The following is a 23,035-nucleotide window of genomic DNA, read 5'->3' as shown; positions in this document are numbered from 1 at the left end:
CCGAACATCCGTTACATCCGTTAAACAATCCGTTGCCGAACTTCCTTCAATCCGTTACATCCGTTAAACAATCCGTTGCCGAACTTCCTTCAATCCGTTACATCCGTTACATCCGTTAAACAATCCGTTGCCGAACTTACTTCCCCATCAGCGACTTATAGGCGGTCACCTTAAGATCGATCCCAGTAATATCTGTCCCCACAACAACAGCCACCGCTCCTAAATCCAAGGCTTTTTTAGCCATTTCCGGCCCCGATATCCCGCCTTCGCAGATAACGGGAACCTTAAGCTTTTCTACCATTTCCGCAAGCAAATCAAATCCCGGCGGCGAAAAATTTTCCGTCTGGGCAGTATAACCAAAAAGAGTAGTTGCTACAGTATCTGCACCAACTTCGGCTGCCGCGATCGCAGCTTCTATTGTATCTACATCCGCCATCACTAATTTGCCCAATTCACTGTGAATTTGCCCGATTAATGTCTTTAAGTCTTCGCCGCCAGCAGGACGGTTTCTGAGAGTAGCATCAACGGCGATAATATCGGCTCCAGAATCGGCGATCGCCAGCGCGTCTTCAAACCGAGGAGTAATGTAAATCTCGCATCCCGGCAATTGCTGTTTCCAAATCCCAATTATGGGAGCAGATATCTGTTTTCGCACCGCTGCAATGTGAGCCGGAGTGTCAATCCGCACGCCCGATGCACCTCGATTGATGGCGGTTCGAGCCATTGCCGCAATTACGATCGGATCGTGCAGCGGCGAATCAGCAGGTGCTTGACAAGAAACAATTAATCCTGTAGGAATTTGACAATTAATCATGGCGAATTGGGGATGGGGAATTGGTAATTGGGAATTAAAAATTATACCAGTTCAAAAAAAAGAATGTAACTGTAGACCATATCCCAACCCATATCCAATGAGTCATTCCAAAATCTAAAATCTAAAATCTAAAATTGTATTACCCATTACCAATCCCAGCCATTAAAGAAATAATCTTGTCCAGCAATTGCTCCGGGTGAATCGGTTTAGCCAAACAATCGTTAGCTCCCGCCGTCACGAAAGATATCTGATCTGGCGGAATTTCATTAGCGCTTAAAGCTAGAATCTTGATATTTTCAGTAGCTAATTTTTGGCGCAGTTGGTGAATTATTTCGCAGCCATTCATACCGGGCAAACGCATATCTACAATCACCGCATTCGGTTGCAAAAGTTCAATTTGTTCCACCGCCGCCGAACCTTCAATCATCCACACCACTTGCAGTCCTGCTGCTGTCAGGATATCGCAAATCAGCATAGCAGTTTCTTCATCTTCTTCCACGAGTACGAGGCTGCCCCGCGAGGAATAATGCAGCGGTAAAGATGAATTAGATTTTTCATAGGTGAATTTTGTCGATTCATCTTTGGTTAGAGTTTGGAGGGGTATAAAAACGGTAAAAGTAGAGCCGACATCAACTTTAGAGTTGACTTCGATCGCGCCGCCGTGAAGCTCTACTAACTGTTTAGTTAAAGCCAATCCCAGACCTGTGCCGCCGTATTCCCGGCGGTAGGGGGAATCCAACTGCTGGAATTTTTGAAACAAAAGCGATCTCTGATTTTCTGGAATTCCAATGCCAGTATCTTTGATTTGAAAAACAGCGGTACTGCCAGCAGGTGCAGTACCGGGCGGCCGCAATGCCGGCGTTCGATTTTTATCTTCTGTCACCCAAACTCGCAGGATGACTCGCCCGCCTTTGGGAGTAAACTTAATCGCATTTCCTAAAAGATTGAAGAGAATTTGTCTTAAGCGGCGCGGGTCAGCAATGAAGCGATCGCACTCTTGTTTTATCCGCTGTTCTTGCAGCAGTTCCACGCCTTTAGCGGCAGCTTTTTCTTTGAGGGCGTGCAGGCTCTGAGAAGCTAATTTAGAAAGTGAAAATTCACTAATTTTTAATATTGCTTTTCCCGCTTCTACTTGTGATAAATCTAAAATATCGTTAATTAATTCTAATAAGTGGTCGCCGCTGTCTCGGATAGTTTGCAGGTACTGCCGCTGCTTTTGCACCGGCACTTCTTTGCTGCCAACTTTGCCGTAAGACCACCGCAGCAGCGTGTCGGAAATGCCGATGACGCAGGTGAGAGGAGTCCGCAATTCGTGGCTCATAGCTGCTAAAAATTCGCTCTTGGCGAGGCTGGCAGACTGGGCGGCGACCAGTGCATCGCGCAGTTCTTGCGTTCGCTCTATTACGCGCTGTTCTGAGGTGCGCTTTTGCTGCTGGACTTCTGCATAAAGTTCGGCTTGGTAAATGGCGATCGCCAAATGTTCTGCTATTTGTCGCAAAAATGTTTTTTTGCTTTCTTCCCACTCCCGAAAAGTACACTGGTGGGCAATTAGCAGTCCCCACAACTCGTCTTGAACGACGATCGGCACTAGCAACTTCGCCCGCACCTTCGCCCGCCGCATCAACTCTAAAAAACAAGGCTGCGAAGAGTAAGTTGTTTCCACATCCGCAACGCACAAAGCCAAACCTTTGCGATATTTCTCTCGGTCAATGACTCCATTGGTAAAACACTGCGCGTCTTCACTAAAATTCAATACAGACGAGATAGCATCGTTGGCTAAGGCTTCGTAGGTAACGCGACCTACATACAAGTAAGACCGGAAATTTTCTTGGATTTCGCCAGACCCAGAAACCGCTGCAGGTATTTCTTTAGCTAACTCGCCGTTGTGCGGCCCTGGTACTTTTTCAAATTGATAAATTAACAGGCGATCGACCTCCAAAAACTCTCGCACTCGCTCGACTGCTTTTGACAAAATTACAGGCAATTCCAAACTCTGGCGGATTTGAGTTGTCACCTGATTCAAAAGTCGCTCTTGTTCAAGCTGCTGCTGCAAAGCATCTTCTACAGGCTGACAAAATGAAATGCAAGGGCTGGCAATTTGTAATTGATTGACGGCTTCGGCAATTTGGCTTTGTAGCGTTTCTGGATCTATAACTTTGGGGGCGGATTTTCCCTCTATTTCTGTTTGGCTGTGTAGGGGCAGGTGATTATTTTGGCTGGCATTGGCAGCGAGAATATCCAGCAAATTTAGGGTGAATTCGCTTTGCAGAACGGCCGAATTGGTCTGTATATTTTTAATGGCTTGTTTGAGGGCACGAATGTCAATTTTCCACGAGGATGCGCCCGTTATTTCTGCGAGTTTGTCTGCGAGGGGAGAGAGGAAATTGGCGATCGCCCTAGGCTCGAAAGTCAACTGCACATTCAATTGCGAATGGAGATTTTTTTCGCTGTGCTTGTGTCCGTTTGTTGCGAACTCATCTAATAGATTGCCCCGCAGCAGCGCGCTAAAATGCTCTGATACCAATGCTGCAAACCTTTCAGACGAATTTTCCCGATTTTGAAAATCAGCGATCGCATCGTCAGTCAGCCAAATCGCCCCTGGGATTTCAGCCATTTGCTGTAACAACTGGTAAGCAGCCTCAAAGGTTGCTAGCGGCAAAGTCCGATTTAAGGTTTTTGGTTTCAATCTAGATATTTTCCCGGTTTTTTTAAAGAACAAAATATGAATGCCCCTGTTGTGAGGACAGAACCTGGGACACAGCAGGCGCGGCCGATCCCAGAGACTTGAGATGAAAGTAGTCAGAAAGTAGTTAATAGAAGGCCTCGGAGGCAGAGAGCTAATTTCTCCCTATAGTTCTCATCTTTCTTCTGGGCGAGTGACCCGCGCTCCAGCGCTTTACGAGCGCGAAAGCGGTAGGAGGAAACGGGGGGAAGGGATACGGCTGTATAATCGATCGCTTCTGGTTGTGTTTGTGAACCGGGTTGTTGATGGAAACTAAGCAATTCCACTCCCATTGCTGGGGTGAAGTTAGCACGCGCCTTTGTTTTCTGAGCTGATTCGCCTAATGGCACGTCCTTAACCCAAATAAAAATGTTTAACCCTTAACGACAGAACAGGAAACTAGCTACGCATCCGCTTGGTGTCATTACTCAAAAAACCTAGACATCAAAGGTGTCAGGCTGCTCAACTGAAAATGAAGTTTTAGGCCCCAAGCCCAGTCACTTCCGTGCTGGGTCGTTGACTACTTTCAACAATCTTATTCCAGTATAATATTAATATATAATTTGTTAACTTGTACTTAACACTATCCGGGTAAATGAGCAATCCAACTCAACTCACCCCCGATTTCACGATCGGACATCTGCCGTGTCACGACTTCCAAGTGAGCGCTGCAACTCTAGGACAGGTAGTGGCTGAAAGATTTGAGCAAGAACCCGACCTGCCGGGAGTCATTATTACTCATGAATCACAGGTATTGGGCATGATTTCTCGCGTCAAATTTCGAGAGCAAATGAGTTTTCCCGAGCGCGTAGAACTTTACGGGTCACACCCGATTCGAGCCTTGTTAGATTTTATTAGAATTCCGCCTTTGCTGCTTTCGGAAAACTGGAAAGTTGATGATGCCGTCCAAGCGTCTTTCAACAGGCACAAAGACTTGATTTATGAACCGATTATTGTGGTAATGGAAGACCAAAAACACCGCCTTTTGGACGTTCATACTCTGGTGATAGCCCAGTCTAAACTGTTAGCGCAAGCTAACAAACTTATTCAAAAATACCGAGTAGAAAGACACAAGTATTTGGCGCTACTTCAACAAGAGCAGGCTAAGTTTCACGAATGTAATGAGCTTTTGAAAATCCACCAACGTCAAGCAGAAAAGTTTCATACCCATCCCAGTTCCCAGCAAGTAGCACTGGTCAAACAAGCTGAAGAGATTGCTCAAATGAATCAGCGATTTGTGAGGATTGCGAAACTGATTTCTTCGGAAGGTCGCCAAGCGTTTCAAGCTACTTTTCAAGGTGCTAATTCTATTTGCAACAATACAGATAAAATTTTAGGCGTCGGCAAAGCAATAGCTAATGATTTAGAAACGGTTAACCGCACTTCTCGAACCATCCGGGAGGCGATCGAACAAGTCAGGTATTTAGCAGTACAGGTGGCTGTAGTTACCAATCAAATGGGAAGTCAGCCCAGCGGTCTGAGCAAAGTGAGTCTAGAAATTGGCAGACTGGCAAGTAAAACTTTTGAATTGGGGACTCAAATGGAGCAAATTGCCAGCCGATTTAAACTTCGAGTTCACGAACTCACGGAGGCAGCAAGAGCGGGTGCTAATGTGGCTAAATCCGTGACGATCAAGATCGATCGCGCAGAAATGGCCCTGCTAGAGTTGGAAGAATTAATAGCGGAAAAAAATTTCAATTCATTGACCGCTATCCAAGAACCTTTGGGAGTGATAAAAAGTGTTACCCCTGATTCTTTAGTTCAAGAGAGAGAACACGCCGAAGTAGCAGTTTCCGAGTTGGAAGACGTAGTTAAACATCAAGATTCCTCGCAATATCTGATTCAAAAAATTCAGCAGGCGCTGAAGTCCAAAAAGCCATAAAATCCCAGCCCGAATCTAATGAAATATTACCAGAGGAAAATAAGTAAAATCACAATAATAATTTACAATTATTCTATTTCAAGAATACTATTTGTTATACTGAAGGTGGGGAATTGTTAAATTCATTTGTAGGAAGGCTATTTAATTAGCCCCAAAAACCGATAAAAAGTTCCAAGAATAGTTGGAAGGACAGGTGACATTTATGAAAATCCTGCTGGTAGAAGATGACACAGTTACAGTCAGTTTGCTAACTCAAGCGCTGAACTCTCACAATTACAATGTGAATGCGGCAGCAGACGGTGAAACAGCGTTGCATTTGGTGCAGGCATACGATTACGACCTGATTGTTTTGGATGTGCTGATTCCTAAACTCGACGGCATTAGTTTGTGTCGAAAATTGCGATCGTCCGGCTGCCAAATGCCGATTTTACTGCTGACAGCGCTAGATAGCAGCAACGATCGAGTCCAAGGTTTAGAGGCGGGTGCAGACGATTATGTGGTCAAACCCTTTAATCTTGAAGAATTAATCGCTCGAATTAGGGCTTTGCTGCGCCGGGGTAAGGCAACTTTGTCGAGTACAAATTTAAGATGGGAAAAACTGCAAGTCAACCCGGACACTACGGAAGTAACTTATGCCGAAAAAGTGCTGCACTTGACTCCCAAAGAGTACAATTTGCTAGAACTTTTCCTGAGAAATCCTCGGCGCATTTTCAGTCGCAGCGCCATCCTCGATCGCATTTGGTCGGCCGGCGAATTTCCTCAAGAAGAAGCCGTTACCGCTCACATCAAGGGGCTGCGGCAGAAGCTGAAAGCAGCCGGGATGACAGTAGATTTAGTGGAAACCGTATACGGATTGGGCTATCGGCTCAAAAGTCTGCCGGAGGAGATTGAGAGCCAACAAGTTGGGCAGGAAACGGCAGAAACTGCTAAAACTCAAGAGACTTTATCTACTGAATCCAGCGGGTCGAGCCAGGAATTAAACAAAGACGAGCGCCGTCTCAAAGTCTTGAATGCGATTGCCCAAATGCGGGGAAATTTAAAAGCTAATTTTATCGAAAAGGTGGCGATATTCGATCGCGCGATCGCTCAACTGAACAACGGAAGCTTGGAAGGCGAAGTGCGCGAGGCAGCCCAGACCCAAGCTCACAAATTAGTCGGTTCTTTGGGAACGTTAGGCCTGCCAAAAGGTTCGGAAGTTGCGCGCCAGATAGAACATTTGTTCAAGGCTGAAAACATCTTGAAACCGGGGACGGCTCAGCAGATTGAGGGATTGCTGCATCAGCTCAAACAGATATTCGATCACCCGTCGCTCGAACCAGAAGGCGATTTGGTTCCTGCAGTTTCCCAAACGCGCCGAATGCTGATTGTTGATGATGATACTTTTGGGAGCGATCGACTCAAAACAGTAGCATCCGGTTCCGGCTTCCAGATAGAAGTTGCCAACTCTCCTCAAGCGGCAAGAAATGCGATTTCTCAACAGCCTCCCGACGCGATTTTGCTGGATTTGACATTTTCCCGATCTCAGGAAAACGGACTTTCTCTCTTAGCCGAACTCCGCAGTGAAAAGCCCGAAATTCCGGTGATGATTTTTAGCGGACACAATCAATTGAGCGATCGAATAGAAGTTGCTCGTTTGGGAGCTTCCGGCTTTTTGCACAAATCTATCCCCCCAGCAGATATACTCAAAGCAGTCGCCCAACTGCTCGACCAGACTGGCCCTGCTGAAGCTAAAGTTATGGTGGTAGACGATGACGTGCATCTATTAGCTGGACTGCAAGTGATTCTACAACCTTGGGGATTTCAAGTAACAACATTGGACGATCCCGAAAAGTTCTGGGAGGTACTCGAAACAACTTGTCCGGATTTGCTAATTTTAGATGTGGAGATGCCCGGTTACAGCGGTATCGAGCTGTGTTTGGCAGTTCGCAACGATTTGCGCTGGAGCAAGCTCCCCGTGCTATTTTTGACAGCTCATTCCGAGTCGGAAATCGTGCGCCAAATGTTTGTCGCAGGTGCTGACGACTACGTGAACAAGCCGATCGTCAAACCGGAATTAATTGCTCGCCTCCTGAATCGTTTGGAGCGGACTCAACTTAGAAACAGACTGGCTCAGGCAAAGCGCTAATCCCATTTTAGATTTAAAAATTTAAAGAATTAAAGAATTGAAGAACTGGGAATGACTGATGAGATATGGGTTTCGAGCACGTACCTACAGTTGTATTCTTTTTTTTAAATGGGATAACTAAGAGCAAATAGGCAGTGCGTGTCCGAAACAAATCAGGAAGCCTTAGCCAAGACTTGGGGTTGTTAGATTCTGTGATTCCGACGCGGTGCTATTGATTGATGCTGGGCCGCCGAGCGAGAACACAGGCTAATTTAGAGAAGTATTAATCAGATGAAAGCAATGGTATTGCCCTCAGACACAGGCACTTTCAATAACAGCGACTGCGAACTAATTTACGCCCCGGGTTCGATTCAACCTCACGGTATGCTTTTGGTTCTGGAATCTCCTGTGTGGAAAATTTTGCAAGTTAGCAACAATACTTTTGAGGAACTCGGCATTTACCCCGAAGAACTTTTGGGCAAATTTTTACATGAATTTGTCGAGGCTGAGGAAATAGAGGCTATAGAAAAAGCTTTATTTGAAAACAGTCATCACTCTAACGGTATCAAATTATCCTTCAAAAGCCAAAACCGCCAGTCTTTTTTTCATGGAACGCTGCATCAATCTAGTTCAGCATTAATTCTTGAATTAGAGTCGCTTGTTTCCCCAAAAGCTAGCGATAGTTTTAATTGCTATCATTTAGTCCAAGAGCCGATCGACAAAATCCACAAAACACCCAACCTGCAAGTGCTGTGTCAGACAGCAGTGGAAGAAGTACGGAGGATGATCGGCTTCGATCGAGCGATCGTCTATCAATTTGATACCACCGGTGCGGGGGAAGTTGTCGCCGAAGACAAAGTAGAAAGTTTGGCTCCTTTATTGGGACTGCACTATCCGGCTACCGATATTCCTCCCCAGGCAAGAAAGCTGTTCAACATGAATTTAATTCGGTTTATTCCCGATATTAACTGTCAGCCGATAGAACTAATTCCTCACTGCAATCCGCTGACCGGTCTCCCCCTGAATCTGGGCTTCTCTTTGTTGAGAGCAGTTTCCCCTTGCCATGTTCAATATCTCAAAAATATGAACGTTGGCGCTAGCATGACCTTGACATTAATCAAAGATCGAAAACTCTGGGGATTGATCGCCTGTCACCACCCAACACGAAAGTATGTCAACTACGAAACAAGAAAGGCTTGCGAACTGCTAGCAAAGTTTGTGAATCTAGAACTTAGCTACAAACAAGATAGCGAAAATTGGGAATATGCAATTTATTTAAAAGAAAATTGCCATAAGTTTATTACCAAAATTTCTCAATCACACTGGTTTGTAGAAGGTTTACTTAAATCCGGAGATGAATTGCTGACCTTAGTGGGCGCTACTGGTGGAGTTGTGTGTGCAAATGAAAATTTAACAACCATCGGCCAAACCCCGGAATTGCTAGAAATCGAAAACTTAATTGCTTGGATAAAAACTCAAATAAATAATGATATTTTTTATACAGATTCTCTCTCAAAACTGTATCCGCCCTCCCATAAGTTTAAAGAAGTTGCTAGCGGTTTGCTGGTCCTTGCCATGTCCGAGATGCAAAATTATTACATTTTGTGGTTCCGTCCAGAAACAATTCAAACTGTCAACTGGGCCGGCAAACCAGACTGGGAAATAGAACTTAAACCGGATGGCAGCCAGCCGCTGTCTCCTCGCAATTCCTTTGACTTGTGGCAAGAAACTGTGAGGTTAAAATCTTTGCCTTGGCAGCGGTGCGAAATCGAAATAGCCCGAGAACTTCGAGTGGCGATTACTAGCATGGAGTTGCGGAAAACAAATCAGCAGCTTAACTTAGCTTTGTCCGCTACCAAAATCGGATTTTGGGACTGGGACTTGCAGAAAAATCGCATTGTTTGGTCGAGGGAACACGAAGAGTTATTTGGGTTGGCCCCGGGGACTTTTACCGGAACTTATCAAATGTTTGTAGCTTGCGTTCACCCAGAAGATTTAAACAGTATTCAGAATGCTATAAATCAGGCGATCGCCCAGCGATCAGATTACTATCACGAATACCGCGTGGTTTGGCCCGACGGCAGCATTCACTGGATTGAGGGGAAAGGTAAGTTTTTTTACAACGAAGCCGGCGATGCAGTGCGGATGGTGGGGACAGTTACAGAAATTACCGATCGCAAAGCTAGAGAATTGCAGTTGCGCCTGTTGGAATCAGCAGTCACCAATACTAACGACGCCGTGTTAATTACCGAAGCTGAACCGATTGAGGAACCGGGCCCGCGAATTATTTATGTCAACCCAGCTTTTACGCGGATGACCGGCTATACGCTAGAAGAAGTTGTGGGCAAAACGCCGCGCATCTTGCAAGGAGAAAAAACAGACCGCGCCAGTCTCCATCGAGTTCGGACAGCTTTGAAAACCTGGCAGCCTGTGCGGGTTGACTCGATCAATTACCGCAAAGACGGGACGGAATTTTGGGTAGAAATGAGCATTGTGCCCATAGCGGACGAAAATGGTGAGTTCACCCACTGGGTCTCAGTGCACCGGGATATTAGCGATCGTAAACTTGCTGAAGCAGCCCTCCAACAGCTCAACGAACGGTTAGAAATGCGAGTTTTGCAGCGAACCAGAGAACTAGAAAGCTCTCAAGCAGAACTCCGGGAAAGCGAAGCTTTATTTCGCTCTCTGAGCGAGAGTTCCCCCGTGGGCATTTTCAAAATCGATACTGAGGGGAAATGTACCTATACAAATCCTCGCTGTCAAGCAATTGGTGGCTTCACACCGGCAGCAGCTTTAGGAAACGGCTGGATGCGGTTTGTTCACCGCGAAGACCTCAAACTAATTCTGTCTAAGTGGTCCCAATCGCAATCGCTAGATGGGGAATTTTCCTGCGAATTCCGCCACATCCAGCGAGACGGAACCATCCGATTTTGTCGCCTGAAAACAGCTCCGATTTTTTCCGACCGATCTCAACTAATTGGTCACGTCGGCACAGTCACAGATGTCACAGAAAGTCGGGCAATTGAAAAAATGAAAAATGAGTTTATTTCGATTGTCAGCCACGAACTGCGAACGCCGCTTGCCTCCATTCGCGGTTCTTTAGGTTTGCTGGCGGCTGGGGTACTGAAAAATCGACCGGAAACTGCTAAACAGATGTTAGAAATCGCTTCGAGCGATACCGAACGGTTAGTGCGTTTGGTAAACGATATTCTCGACTTAGAGCGGCTCGATTCGAGCCAAGTTATCCTCGTCAAGCAGTGGTGCGATGCCCAGGTTTTGATGCGGAAGTCTGCAGAAGCTGTACTTTCTTTGGCTGCGGAAAATAATATTGATTTGTCGATTTTGCCCGAAACAGCCAAAATTTGGGCTGACCCGGACAGAATCGTTCAACTGCTGGTAAATTTGTTGAGCAATGCGATTAAATTCTCCGCTCCAGGGAGTACAGTCACTGTCAGGGTTGAAGATTTGGGCGATTCCCTACGGGATGGCTACGCTTCACGGGTTTTATTTGAAGTCAAAGATCGAGGGCGGGGGATTCCTGCAGATAAACTAGAAACTATCTTTGGACGGTTTCAACAAGTTGATGCTTCTGACTCCCGCCAAAAAGGAGGTACGGGTTTGGGTTTGGCTATCTGTCGCAGCATAGTACAGCAGCACGGCGGCAGAATTTGGGTCGAAAGTGTTGTCTCACAAGGCTGCAGTTTCTATTTCACAGTGCCTGCACCGTTGGAAGGCGAAGGGGGACAAAGTTTGGAGGTTTGAGATTGGTTCTACCGGAGTTCGCGAAACCTCAAGTTCCTGGCAACGCACGCGGGTAGGATGATTTTGGGAGGCTGATAGGGAGCATCTCAATGAAAGCAGCCAAGCCCAAAATTGGAGTTAGGAGCCAGGCGCCAGGAGGAAAGAGTCAGAAGGAAAGAGTCAGAAGTGTTTTTACAAATATGAGATGCTCCCGGCTGATAGGCCGATTTTTCTGTTCAGGGTTTCAGTAGGTGAGTGACAAAATATAGCAACCTCGCTCGATTAGGACGTTCTTAAGTGCTGAAACTCTTAATTTTATTGCTTCTTCCTTCTGCTATATCGGTCAAGAAACCCGGTTGATGAGCCAGGTTGCGAAAGTCCTTGTTCGGTTTACCATAATTCATTTAAAATTTGAGTTTTAATTATGTCACCAAAGCGCATTTTGGTCATCGATGATGAAAAAAACCTCTGCAGCGTGATTCAGGCCTGTCTGGAACATTTAGGCGGCTGGACGGTACTAAGCGCCCCCGACGGCAGCCAAGGATTGCTTTTAGCTGAAACTCACCTCCCTGACGCTATTCTGTTAGATGTGATGATGCCGGATATGGACGGACTTACTCTGTTTGGTTTGCTGCAAAACAATACTGCTACTCGGGGGATTCCGGTGATTTTCCTGACTGCTAAGGTGCAGGCGATGGATTTGAGCGAATTTGCTGATTTGGGGGTAGGGGGGGTGATTGCCAAACCTTTCGATCCTTTGAGTTTGGCACAGCAAGTGGCGGAAATTCTGGGTTGGGAACCGTTGTTTTAAAGTGGGGTAAAATACATCGCAGATAGCATATCAAACTCGGCATTTGAAACCCCTACTAGACAAACAAAGTCGGCCTTCTCCGACGGAAGAATCAAGGGCATTCAAGCTGAATGACCATCGAAAATCCGCTATCTCGTTCTCTTGATTCTTGCGAACATCACGAAATTGTTAGGAAACCGGGTTTCTGCATCCAGGAAAGTCCTAGTTTTTCCGGCTATGTTCATAATTTCCTCATTTTTTTGATTTAGCTTTGAGATGGATCGGTGATTGGTTAATTTAAACTCTGATTCCCTAGAAGTTCTAGAGATGATCTCAGGGAGTCGGGGTTTTTTGTTACCTGCAATGCCGATCGGCTATCACCGTATTTACAGCCAGAATAACTCCTCCAGAAGTTACACGCACTTGCCTCAAGAACGATTTTTTAAACCAGGAATCACAGATGCAGCCAAGTTTTTGGGTAAAAAACCAGGCTTCAGCCTGCTAATCCAAGATTTACGCAGATTTCCCTGAGAAAGCGGGTTTTTTAACCCAGGGTCACAGATGGAATCAAGTTTTTGGTTAAAAAACTAGGTTTTTGCCTAACTATTGTAATCTCTGCTTCGGCCAAAGTATATTTATCAAAAAAAATGATGGTCTTCATAATTTCCTCATATTTTTTAGATAAAGTTTACCCCAAGCTCTGGATCACAAGGTCGATCGCACTCTCAGCACCATTCCGCTGCCAAAGAGCGAACCTGTTGTCAGGAGAGTTGGGGAAAGTGACGGTACTTTCGATTAACTGGTGCCACAGCACCACCAACCTAAATAAGTCAGGATATAAGCCCTGCATACCAAACAAACCGGGTTTTTTAACCGGGAAAAACAGAGTTTCTGCGCCAGACCTCTAAGTGTTGGCAGGATAACTCAATGCTACAAAAATTAATAACTGAAGATGTGATTGGCGCTCTCGAATAATACCCCAAAAATAAGTCGGTCGTTTGCTCGAGAGCCAAACTCGCAATTGCCACTAATAGGCAAAGCCAAGTCTCAGTTAGTTTTTGAAAGAGTGTGGAGATTTTTAAATGTCTGATCGGCTATCTTATAAAGGTAACAACCAGATTCTGTGCTATTACGCAAATGTTACCAACCTAGTTCAGGTGGTTCGGATTGGGAACATTCCTAATTGGTACTTTGAAAGAGTGATGTTTCCGGGACAGCGACTGATGTTTGAAGCTGCTGCAGAAGCAGTCTTAGAAATTCACACTGGTAGGGTGCCATGTGCTATTTTATCCGACAAGATTCCCTGCTACGTGCTGCGGGTTATAGAAGAGGTAAGTTCCGAGTTTGAGCTGGCGATTACCGAAGAACAATTGGCGGTATTAGCCGGTTAAAATTCATGAGAAATCAGAGCAGATCGAGAACGACCGCAAAAATATTAGTTAACGAGTGTTTGGGGACAGGGAAAATGCAGAAAAATCTTGTCAATATTACCTTAGCTGTAGTCACAGAGGAAGTAGAAATTATCTTGGAGTCTTATCCGAAGCACCCCTACCAACAAGCTTTTTCGCCTTCGGGATTGCGACAAGATTTAATTGCTTATGTGCTCAGCCGAGTTCCTAATAGATATACTGCGCTCGACTCCAGCGAGTCTGTGTCAAACCAAACAGTTCAGGTTCGCTGTTCTTCAGAGCAGTTGCTGCACATAGAAAATTTGATTCATACTGGAATTCGCGAGGTGCTGCACAGCTATCAGAAGATAGATTACTGCCTGCCTGAAGAAGTTAAATTTGATTCGAGAGTTGCTAGTTGGTTTTGATAGTTTCTGGTAAATGAGGGAGACGCCGAGATTCTCGGCTCTCTCGGTTGGGCGAGGTGGAATTGTGTACTGACCGAAAGCATCCAGGATACAAGCCCCCGGATTCATTCCGAAAGCAGACTCAGGACCCAGAAATAAAAAACCTGTATCCGATAAAGGCGCCCCCGAATTTATCCGTGGGGTCAATGCTAAAATCTAAAATCTAAAATCTAAAATCTAAAATCGATTGACTTGATGCTTCAAGACTTTTGGTAATCGCAACAGCAGTTGCACGGGCCATTGGGATTGACAGCACAGCGCAGAATTTCCGATCGAGCATTAAAACGGCAGCTAGCATCTCCGATAACCCAGATGCCGCTTACAAAAGTTCTTTCCGTCGGCGGTGTGGCCGACTGCACGTACAGGGCAATTTTTTGCAGTCGGTAGCGGCCGGATTTGAGTTGATAGCGGTGGTGGCGTTCCAAAACAGCGTAGGTTTGTCCCTCTAAATCTAGATAGTTCCCCGGTTGTGGCGTCCAATCCAGCCGAATGCTACCTAAATATTGGCGGGGGTGAGAGAGAATCACCTCTACGGGTAAAGTATTTTGTTCCATGTGGCGGTGCGTTCGCGAACTGAACTAAAGGGGCAAATAGTGGGCTCAACCTACATCTTCTCGATCTAGAAAGATCAGTTTTTCTAGAGAGATTAATTTAGGTTGAGGCGCTAAACTTAACTATAGAACCTTTGGCGATCGGCTGATAGCCGACTTATCCTGGGATAGCCTAGTATCCAACACGGCTGGGAAATAAACTTCAACTCGCTTGAGCTAACTAAAGTTAAGTTCGATTAGGTTTTATAAAGCAGTACCCGCTGATGGTATCGCAACTCGCAGGTTCGATCGATACGCGGTTGAGATTCCTGAACTGATTTTAACGGTTTGCAGGACTTGGGGTGCTTCGGGTGCGTTTGTACTGAGGACTTCAGTCCTGTGATTTGTATGAGGACTGAAGTCTTAAGTACAAACCAAACCGAATTTTTGGCAATCAAAATTCCCAAAAATATGCCATTCCTTCCATGATTCCCCAAGCGCAGGCAGAACCAGCTAAATAATGATTTGTAGTGCCAAATTCGCGATGCCATTCTAAGAGTTCTGACAGAGCATTAGCGACGATTACTCCCCGGACATCCTGTTCAAACATATTGATATCATTGCCAGAATCACCGCAAACTAATGTTGCCTCAGATGGAATTTGTAGGCGCTTTTGTAAATAAGTAAGGGCATTACCTTTATTGCTAGTTTGCGGTAAAATATCCACATCACGATTGCTGCTAAAAATGATTTGAGCTGGCAGTCCCGATTCAGTTAACTTTTGCTGCAAAGTCTGGACAATCGAACTATTTTCTGCTGCTGGTTCCAAACAATAACTGATTTTCCAAGGATTTTGTTCTTTTAGGGATTGGGGTTTAAGCTGGGAAAACTGCTGAGCTAAAGAGGCGATCGCCATTTTATCCCAGTCTTGAGAAAGATATTCCGCCCAATCTAAGTCGAGGGTTCCGTCTTGGTAAATTTCGCTGCCTACACCTGCGATCAAATAGTCTGGTTCTAGCAGTTGCTTTTGGGCAATTAATTCGCAAGTTGAAGCATAAGAACGCCCGGTAGCGTAAACCAAACAAATTTGCGATCGCACAGGTTGCAAGCGCTGGTTGAAAACTTGAGTTGCTGCGTCATCTCCGACTAGCGTGTTGTCTAAATCTGTAACTAATAAAAACTTCATTTGGGGAATTAGTCAGGAGTCAGTAGTCTTCAGTCATTAGTGATTGGGAATTGCTCGCTTCCTAAAATAATTTTAACTATTTATAAGAATTTGTTAAACCAACTACATTTATAAGCAAGCTTATCGGTTAACATTGGCCAGATTTAATTTTCAATAAGTGGTGTGAGTTTTATGGTGAATAATGCAACCTCCGTTAAAGCTTTTTGGCTGTCTTTCTTGATTTCTGGTGCGGCAGTGCCTTTGGGGCCGATCTCCGCAACAGCTCAAATTCAGGATACCTCAACTCCAGAAGTTGCGCTAGAAGCGAGTGCCGTCCCGGAGGCTAACCCAGACGCAGCGCTGGCAGCAGGTAAGATTGAGATACTGCCGTTAGCGGCGATCGCCGCAGCAGAGACTAACTCAGCAGTCGATCGCCCTTTACCCGATACAGATGCAGCATGGGTGAATCGCGCTTTACCCGAAACAAATATAGCAACAGTCGATCGTGCTTTACCTCAAACAGATGCAGCAGGCGATCCGGCTTTACCTCAAACAGATGCAGCAGGCGATCCGGCTTTACCCGAAACAGATGCAGCAGGCGATCCGGCTTTACCTGACACAGATGCAGAATGGGTTAATCGCGCTTTACCCCAAACAGATATAGCAACAGTCGATCGTACAACAACAGCCCCAGAAATAACAGAGGCAATTCGCGAATTGTCCCCAAAGAAGTTAGAAATTGCAAACTCTCCTCAGTCTCAACAAGTTGCTGAAGCCAGCAAAGTTGCCGACATCAGCAGCGAGACGGGCAGCGCTGATGACCTCAGCATACAAGAAGACGCAGCACAAGTCACCTCTGTTTCCCAACTGTCCGACGTGCGGCCGACAGATTGGGCTTTTCAAGCCTTGCAATCCTTAGTAGAAAGATACGGCTGCATTGCGGGATATCCAGACGGCACATTCCGAGGCAATCGAGCAATGACTCGGTATGAATTCGCCGCCGGATTAAACGCTTGCTTAGACCAAATTACCAAACAACTTGGCGGTTCTACTGGTAATTTAGTCAAGCGAGAAGATTTACTTGCTTTGCAAAGATTGCAAGAAGAATTTGCAGCAGAATTAGCTACATTGCGCGGTCGGGTAGATGCTTTAGAAGCCCGCACTGCCGAATTGGAAGCCAATCAATTTTCAACTACCACTAAATTAAACGCATTTGCTTGGTTTAACCTGACTGGAGCTTTTGCGAGCAAGCGAGTCCGAGTTGAAGCAACAAATGGAAATGCTGCTCCGCTCGATCGAGTAGCCGGACGCGATCCAGTCACCAACAGACCAATTGTGCAGAGAGTGGACGATGATCCAGAAATCACTTTCAGCCAATTAGTTTGGTTGACCCTCACTACTTCCTTTACAGGGAAAGACGAATTGATTACACAGCTAGCTGTAGGTAACGGCAATTCCCCAGCCAATCAATATACTTCTACGGGCCTGTTCAATACCTTTGGCACTCCTTTTCTCGACCAGACTGCTGGGGTGAATCCCAATGAAGTTACCCTGCGAGAACTTTCCTACCGGTTCCCGCTTAGCAACCGCTTCCAAGTAGTAGTCGGGCCGAGGATTAATTTCTACCGCTACTTTGACAACAATAAGTTTAACTTTTTCGTAGACGGTGCGAGCAGCTTTAATTCTAACAACAGCCCTTTGTTAAGCGCTACCAGACGGGGTGCCGGTGCTTTGGTTTTGTGGGATATCGGCCGCGCATTGAAACTGCGTTTTGGCTATTTGGGCGAGAGTACGGAATTTTTGCCCACTTCCGTGTTTAATTCCGCTTCCAATCCGTCTCAAGGCTTGTTTGGTGGGACAAATACGACTACAGCAGAATTAACATTCAGTCCGAGCGATCGGACTAATTTGCGTTTTCTGTACAGCCGTTCCAACATCCAGCAAATCGGTGGCTTAATTGGATCTCCTAACAGCAAGCCGTTAAACGGTGTGGCAGATGACGGTTTCGGCGGCCGCCTGGGCAATTCGACAGCAAATACTTATAGTTTCAATTTCGATTGGTTAGTCGCTCGCCGCTTTGGTCTTTTCGGCCGCTACGGTTACGCCGAAACTAATATATTTCCCAAGACTGACCGACCCGACGGCACGATCAAAAATCAATCTTATCAGTTAGGAGTTGCATTTCCCGATTTGTTCAAAGAAGGAGCTTTGCTTACGGTGTCATATTTAGTACCTTTTGACTTTACTGGCGGTCGGAGGTTTCTAGTTTCTGGCGGAGGAAATGGCGGTACGCAGTACGAAATAGAGGCAACTTATTATTTGCCTCTCACCGACCATATTTCGATCGTGCCAGCATTTTATGCGATCGGCAATGCCAATAATTTCGATAACAACCCGACAATTTTTGTGGGCAATTTGCGGACGCAGTTTAGTTTTTAAGTAAATTAGGGCTGCCTTGAACCTAATTATAGTATTTTTCAGTTGAGTCAGGTAAACATTAATAATGGGTAATGGGGTGCTGACTGAAGATTACTTGACTCAGTTGAAAACTGCTATATGTAAGGTATGCCTGAACCGCCTTACCGCGTTATATCAAATCTGTTAGTATCGGAATTATTCCTATCTCTCTTCTCGACCTCTGCGTGAATCAGCGTCAATCCCTTGTCATCTGCGGTTAATACATTCTCTTTTTTTAACCGCAGATACAGGCAGATAAACACAGATTAACGCAGATAAATTAGATCGATTCCGGTGACACCATCCATCCGTGATTGTTGACTGTTGACTGGATTTGACTATTCCGATGCAACCAGAATTTATATTAGACTAGGGTGTCAAACCACTGATAGCAAATCCGCGCTTCCGGAGTCGGGCGTAAAATCGAGTCAACAGTCAACACTCAACCATCATTCAGTTTTTCGACCCCTCCTTCAACGGCCAACAGTCAACAGTCAACAGTCAACTATCATGAGGAGTGCAACCGGAATTGATATGATATCCTGATTAGCGTCGTCCTGATGTCAACGAATTGGAATTTCGATGATAAATTCAGTACCTTTACCGGGTTCCGAGAAGCACTGCAATTTACCGTTGTGTTTTTCAACGACAATTTGGTGCGAAATTGATAAACCCAAACCAGTGCCTTTACCTACGGGTTTTGTGGTAAAAAACGGGTCAAACAAACGCACGATCTGATCTTCGGGAATGCCCATACCGTTGTCTTTGATACGAATTAAAATGCTTTTGTCATCAATCGTTTTAGTTTGAATGGTAATAGTAGGAAAGATAGAAGTTCCGGTGTCTTTGGCTTGGCTGCTGCTTTCTTCCAAGGCGTCGATCGCATTTGCCAATACATTCATAAATACCTGATTTAACTGTCCGGGATGACAGTTTATTTGCGGCAGTTCTCCGTATTCTTTAATCACTTTAATGCCCTGCCAGTTGGGTTTGGCTTTCAGTCTGCTGTTTAACATTAACAAGGTACTTTCTAAACCTTCGTGAATGTCGGCAGTCTTGATTTTAGCTTCGTCCGCCCGCGAGAAATTTCGGAGAGTTTGAATGATTTCTACAATTCGTTCGCATCCGGTCTGCATTGAATTGAGCAACTTGGGCAAGTCTTCTGCTAGAAATTCTAAGTCTATATCATCGGCTTGTTGCTGAAGTTTTGCTGGGGGATTTGGGTACTCTTCTCGATACACCTGTACGATTTCTAATAAGTCTAGAACGTAGCCTCGGACGTGGCAGAGGTTGCCGGCGACAAAGCCAACTGGGTTGTTAATTTCGTGGGCAATTCCTGCTAGCACCTGTCCGAGGGAAGACATTTTTTCGGTTTGTACTAACTGCATTTGAGTTTGCTGCAAGTCACTCAAAGCTGTTTGCAGTTCTTGAGATTTTTGCCGATCGCGATCGGCGGCGGCGGCCCGTTCTTCCTCGACTCCGATCGCCCCGGCAATAATTCCAATCAGCTTGCAGTCGGCTTCTGTGGGCGCGATCGACTCAGTGTAGAGAATGCACAGCGCACCCACGTAATTGTCGCCCAGCCGCACTGCTTGTCCCAGATAGCTTCGCAGTTGGTAGCGGATGACAGCGGGATCGGTTTGGGCGTAGATCGTGCTCTGCAAGTCAGGAATCGCAACAGCCCGATCGCTTCCTTTGCTGCATACGTCGGTGCAGATGTGGCCCTCGGCGCGATCGACCAGGGGGTAGTCCGGCGGCGCTTGCCAAGTCGCGATCGCCCGCAGGAGTTCGCCACCGACGTGGCTGTAGATGGCGCATTTTCCGCCCAAAAGCTCACCGGCTAAGGATGTCAGCCGCTGGATGTTGTCAGCGGCGTCGGTGGTGAATCCCAAAAAGCACTCGTTGATTTTGCTGAGGCGGTACTCTGCTTGCCTGCGCGCCGTCATGTCGCGGGAGTTGATCACAATTCCTTTCACAGCGGGGTCTGCTAGCAAGTTGATGCCCACACCTTCAAGAAAACACCAAGAACCGTCAGCGCGCCGGAACCGGCCTTCTACGGCGATCGGATCGCCTGGATTTGCCATCAGTTTTTCGCCGTCGGAAATCACCGAGGGCAGGTCGTCAGGGTGGATCGAATCGAGAGCAATTTGACCTGCGAGTTCATCTGGTTCGTAGCCTAAAACTCTTTCTACAGAAGGGCTTTCGTAAACAATGCGACCGCTGGCGTCGAGAATAGTAATGATGTCGGAACTGTTGAGAATTAGCGATCGCCACTTAGCCTCATTTTGAAACAAAGCTGACTCGGCTTGTTTGCGATCGGTAATATCCTCTACCATTTGCAAAATAAACTGTGGCGTTCCCTGACTGCTGTCGATGACAGATGCGCTGAGGCGTCCCCACCTGATGCTGCCGTCTTGGCGGAGGTAGCGCTTCTCGATTTGATAAGCTTCGCGGGAGCCCGCTGCCAACTCTTGGCGCAACTGGCGCGAAACTTGTGCGTCTTCCGGGTGCGTGCAGTCGTCGAGGCCGACACCGCGCAGTTGAGCTTCCGAGATCCCCAGCATAGCTTGAAATGCCGGATTAGTGGCGATCGCAACACCTTCGAGGGTAGCGACTACCATGCCGATCGCAGCGCGTTCAAAAATTGCCCGAAACCGCTGTTCGCTGTCTCGCAAAGCTGCATCCGCTGCCACTTCCTGGGTGATGTCCCGCCCCGCGACTGCCAAACCTTTGCGCGAACCGTCGGGGTTGAACAGCGGCACTTTCCGCACTTCAAACAAATTGCTGCCGCCTGTGGGCAAGGAGACAATTTGGCGGCTGGAGGTAAGAGTGCCTGCTTGCCAGGTGGTTTCGTCGGTTTCCTGCCAAGTTAGCAGGATTTCTCTGACTCTCGGATCGGCGGCGGCAGCGAGTTCGGCAGTAGTTTTCCCCTGGTAGTCTGCGGTTTCCCAGCCCAAAAGTTGGAGGGCGCAGTCGTTGGCAATCAGCCAGCGCCCCTCGCTGTCTGTAAGGTTGATCGCGTCGGGCACGGCATTAATCGCGGTTTTCAGCCAGTATTCTTGATTTCGCAGGGCTGCTTCGGCTTGTTTGCGATCGGCGATTTCGGCGACGGTTCCTTCGTAGTAAAGGAGTTCGCCATCTTCGTCGCGGACTTCGCGCACGTTTTCCGAGATCCAGGTAGTGCTGCCGTCTTGGCGGCGGACGCAGGACTCAAACTCTTTCAGGGAGCCATTTTTGCTGATTTCTGCCATGAAGGAAGCGCGGCGGGTGCGATCGGCGTAAAGGTTTTTTGCCGAACATTTTGCGATCAGTTCTGAGGGGGAATCGTAGCCGTACATTCGGGCGAGTGCCTGGTTGGCACTGAGGTAGCGCCCGTCTGGGGCGGTTTGAAATATGCCTTCGGTGGCGTTTTCAAAGATGCTGCGGTATTTGGCCTCGGCTTGTTTGAGGGCTTCTTCTGCTTGTTTGCGATCCGTGATATCAGATTGGACGCCGATGAAGTGGGTGACGATCCCGCTGCTGTCGCGCACCGGCGAGATGGTGAGTTCGTTCCAGAAGGCGGTGCCGTCTTTGCGGTAGTTTTTCAGAACTACTTTGCAGTCATGCTGTTCCTTCAAAGCCACGCGGATTTGCTCGACGGCAGCGCCATCGGTATCCGGGCCTTGCAGGAAGCGGCAGTTCTTCCCGATTATTTCGGTGCTATCGTAGCCTGTAATCCGCTCGAAAGCCGCGTTGCAGTAAACTATAGGCTTGTCCGGCCGGGTAGCGTCCGCGATCGCGATGCCGTTGCTGGTAGCTGCCAAGGCGCGATCGTACAGCCGAAATACTTCTTCTATTAAATTCGGTGTGCCGCCAGTACGAGTCGGCGATAGCGTTTCAGAAGGAATGCTTATATCTATCTGCATGAGTTTCTATAAATTGAGTTTATTGTAGATACCGACTGGCAGCACATTCTATAGTTTAACAGAATTGCCTGTTTTCCACAGGCAGAAGTTAGAAGGCTATTATGCAGAATTTGGGCGTTAAATTCTACCTCAAAAAATCTGGCTTCCCTCGTTTTTTTCCTCTTTGCTTCTGCCTTGTGCCTTCTACCTTCAAAGGAATCCTACTTGTTAATTTATAATAGCTCTCCCAGGGATCACTCTATCTTTGGTATGGTTTGCTTGGCAGGGTTTGGGCGGATTACAAGTTCGGGTATTTATTTTTTTAATTAAATAAAAAGTACATCATCCTGCTCTCGTAAAAAAATTAATTAAATACTTTTTAGTTAAATGATTCAAACTCTTCTCTCAAACAAACCGAGGAAAAATTAATTTTGAACGAACACAGCAAGTTCTGAAATATCGTCGATCGCAAAAGTCGGTTCTAGGGCGAGACACTGAGGGCGATCGCCATATCCGTAAGCCGCCCAACAAACATCTATCCCAGCATTTTTAGCAAACAGCAAATCAATCGCTGTATCGCCCACCATTAAAATTTGACTGTTATCCAACTCCGGGAACAGCGGTTTAATAATCGAGTGAAAAACCGCCGCATTGGGTTTCATAATTATTTGTCCGTTGTCACCTAAAATTAAATCGAAAAAGCTGTGAATTTTCGTTTTTTGCAGTAACACATTCACAAAACTAACGTGTTTGTTGCTGAAAACTCCCAGGCTCAATCCCGACTGGCGCGCCAACTGCAAGACTTGCTTTGTCCCAGTAAATAACTCTACCTGCTTTTCACCTTCCGTCCGATAATAAGAGCGGTAAGTTTCAACCCATTCAGGAATTGCGCTTTCCGCGATCGCCGGATGCAGGATTTTAAAAGTATTTGGTAAATTGATGCCGATCGTACCTATAATAGTATCAGCAGCAGGCGGGGTAATATTGAAAGTTTCAAAAGTTTTGGTAAAGCAAAATACAATAGCTTTGTGAGTAATTGCCAAAGTGCCGTCGAAGTCAAAAATAATTAACTTGTACTTACTCATATTTAT

The 23,035-nt window shown here is 46.4% G+C and carries 15 protein-coding genes; 8 read left to right on the top strand and 7 right to left on the bottom strand.

The genetic code is table 11. From position 1 onward, the window contains the following. Nucleotides 1-136 precede the first annotated feature (136 nt). Entirely contained in the window at nt 137-814 is a 678-nt protein-coding gene (locus QUA33_RS01145) for an N-acetylmannosamine-6-phosphate 2-epimerase (protein WP_333145776.1), read from the bottom strand. A gap of 139 nt (nt 815-953) precedes the next feature. Then, a complete protein-coding gene (locus tag QUA33_RS01140) occupies nt 954-3,500 on the bottom strand; it encodes an ATP-binding protein (RefSeq protein WP_333145774.1) in 2,547 nt (848 codons plus the stop codon). Nucleotides 3,501-4,131: 631 nt separating this feature from the next. On the opposite strand from QUA33_RS01140, the gene QUA33_RS01135 reads away from it, so the two are divergent. The 5 genes from QUA33_RS01135 to QUA33_RS01115 all read left to right on the top strand — a co-directional run bounded on the left by QUA33_RS01135 (nt 4,132) and on the right by QUA33_RS01115 (nt 12,584). Continuing rightward, nucleotides 4,132-5,418: a chemotaxis protein gene (locus QUA33_RS01135; protein WP_333145771.1), complete on the top strand. Its 1,287-nt coding sequence runs from the start codon at nt 4,132-4,134 to the stop codon at nt 5,416-5,418. 202 nt (nt 5,419-5,620) lie between these two features. Next, a complete protein-coding gene (locus QUA33_RS01130) occupies nt 5,621-7,543 on the top strand; it encodes a response regulator (protein ID WP_333145769.1) in 1,923 nt (640 codons plus the stop codon). A gap of 270 nt (nt 7,544-7,813) precedes the next feature. Then, the gene (locus QUA33_RS01125; protein WP_333145767.1) at nt 7,814-11,284 is read left to right on the top strand and encodes a PAS domain S-box protein; all 3,471 of its coding nucleotides are present in this window, start codon (nt 7,814-7,816) and stop codon (nt 11,282-11,284) included. A 403-nt stretch (nt 11,285-11,687) separates the two neighbouring features. Then, nucleotides 11,688-12,074, top strand: a complete 387-nt coding sequence (locus tag QUA33_RS01120; protein ID WP_333078038.1) for a response regulator — start codon at nt 11,688-11,690, stop codon at nt 12,072-12,074. A 267-nt stretch (nt 12,075-12,341) separates the two neighbouring features. Beyond that, complete coding sequence (locus QUA33_RS01115) at nt 12,342-12,584, top strand: hypothetical protein (protein ID WP_333100083.1); 243 nt, start codon at nt 12,342-12,344, stop codon at nt 12,582-12,584. Nucleotides 12,585-12,741: 157 nt separating this feature from the next. On the opposite strand, the gene QUA33_RS01110 is transcribed toward QUA33_RS01115, so the two are convergent. Then, entirely contained in the window at nt 12,742-12,903 is a 162-nt protein-coding gene (locus QUA33_RS01110; protein WP_333100082.1) for a hypothetical protein, read from the bottom strand. Nucleotides 12,904-13,135: 232 nt separating this feature from the next. Here QUA33_RS01110 and QUA33_RS01105 point away from each other — a divergent pair, with 232 nt between their 5' ends. Beyond that, nucleotides 13,136-13,444, top strand: a complete 309-nt coding sequence (locus tag QUA33_RS01105; protein ID WP_333100081.1) for a DUF1830 domain-containing protein — start codon at nt 13,136-13,138, stop codon at nt 13,442-13,444. A gap of 74 nt (nt 13,445-13,518) precedes the next feature. Further along, complete coding sequence (locus tag QUA33_RS01100) at nt 13,519-13,869, top strand: late competence development ComFB family protein (protein WP_333100080.1); 351 nt, start codon at nt 13,519-13,521, stop codon at nt 13,867-13,869. 239 nt (nt 13,870-14,108) lie between these two features. Here the strand turns inward: QUA33_RS01100 and QUA33_RS01095 are convergent, their stop codons facing one another. Beyond that, entirely contained in the window at nt 14,109-14,462 is a 354-nt protein-coding gene (locus QUA33_RS01095) for a DUF6464 family protein (RefSeq protein WP_333066483.1), read from the bottom strand. A 430-nt stretch (nt 14,463-14,892) separates the two neighbouring features. Then, on the bottom strand, nt 14,893-15,624 hold the full coding sequence (locus QUA33_RS01090; protein ID WP_333145764.1) for a sucrose-phosphate phosphatase: 732 nt from the start codon (nt 15,622-15,624) through the stop codon (nt 14,893-14,895). Nucleotides 15,625-15,795: 171 nt separating this feature from the next. On the opposite strand from QUA33_RS01090, the gene QUA33_RS01085 reads away from it, so the two are divergent. Continuing rightward, on the top strand, nt 15,796-18,042 hold the full coding sequence (locus tag QUA33_RS01085) for an iron uptake porin (RefSeq protein ID WP_333145762.1): 2,247 nt from the start codon (nt 15,796-15,798) through the stop codon (nt 18,040-18,042). A 581-nt stretch (nt 18,043-18,623) separates the two neighbouring features. On the opposite strand, the gene QUA33_RS01080 is transcribed toward QUA33_RS01085, so the two are convergent. Continuing rightward, complete coding sequence (locus QUA33_RS01080; protein WP_333145760.1) at nt 18,624-21,965, bottom strand: PAS domain S-box protein; 3,342 nt, start codon at nt 21,963-21,965, stop codon at nt 18,624-18,626. Nucleotides 21,966-22,369: 404 nt separating this feature from the next. After that, complete coding sequence (locus QUA33_RS01075) at nt 22,370-23,029, bottom strand: HAD family hydrolase (RefSeq protein WP_333145758.1); 660 nt, start codon at nt 23,027-23,029, stop codon at nt 22,370-22,372. Nucleotides 23,030-23,035 lie beyond the last annotated feature (6 nt).

The organism is Microcoleus sp. Pol14D4 (genome assembly GCF_036701245.1).
GTDB lineage: Bacteria > Cyanobacteriota > Cyanobacteriia > Cyanobacteriales > Microcoleaceae > Microcoleus.
Note: the sequence above shows the minus strand (reverse complement) of the source record. Positions and strands in the feature narration are given on the sequence as shown.

Bases quoted from the DNA above. Each gene is read 5' to 3' on its own strand.
- QUA33_RS01085 (WP_333145762.1), top strand. From the start codon at position 15,796: ATGGTGAATAATGCAACCTCCGTTAAAGCTTTTTGGCTGTCTTTCTTG.
- QUA33_RS01100 (WP_333100080.1), top strand. From the start codon at position 13,519: ATGCAGAAAAATCTTGTCAATATTACCTTAGCTGTAGTCACAGAGGAA.
- QUA33_RS01110 (WP_333100082.1), bottom strand. From the start codon at position 12,903: ATGCAGGGCTTATATCCTGACTTATTTAGGTTGGTGGTGCTGTGGCAC.
- QUA33_RS01145 (WP_333145776.1), bottom strand. From the start codon at position 814: ATGATTAATTGTCAAATTCCTACAGGATTAATTGTTTCTTGTCAAGCA.
- QUA33_RS01080 (WP_333145760.1), bottom strand. From the start codon at position 21,965: ATGCAGATAGATATAAGCATTCCTTCTGAAACGCTATCGCCGACTCGT.
- QUA33_RS01135 (WP_333145771.1), top strand. From the start codon at position 4,132: ATGAGCAATCCAACTCAACTCACCCCCGATTTCACGATCGGACATCTG.
- QUA33_RS01105 (WP_333100081.1), top strand. From the start codon at position 13,136: ATGTCTGATCGGCTATCTTATAAAGGTAACAACCAGATTCTGTGCTAT.
- QUA33_RS01095 (WP_333066483.1), bottom strand. From the start codon at position 14,462: ATGGAACAAAATACTTTACCCGTAGAGGTGATTCTCTCTCACCCCCGC.
- QUA33_RS01075 (WP_333145758.1), bottom strand. From the start codon at position 23,029: ATGAGTAAGTACAAGTTAATTATTTTTGACTTCGACGGCACTTTGGCA.
- QUA33_RS01125 (WP_333145767.1), top strand. From the start codon at position 7,814: ATGAAAGCAATGGTATTGCCCTCAGACACAGGCACTTTCAATAACAGC.
- QUA33_RS01130 (WP_333145769.1), top strand. From the start codon at position 5,621: ATGAAAATCCTGCTGGTAGAAGATGACACAGTTACAGTCAGTTTGCTA.
- QUA33_RS01090 (WP_333145764.1), bottom strand. From the start codon at position 15,624: ATGAAGTTTTTATTAGTTACAGATTTAGACAACACGCTAGTCGGAGAT.
- QUA33_RS01120 (WP_333078038.1), top strand. From the start codon at position 11,688: ATGTCACCAAAGCGCATTTTGGTCATCGATGATGAAAAAAACCTCTGC.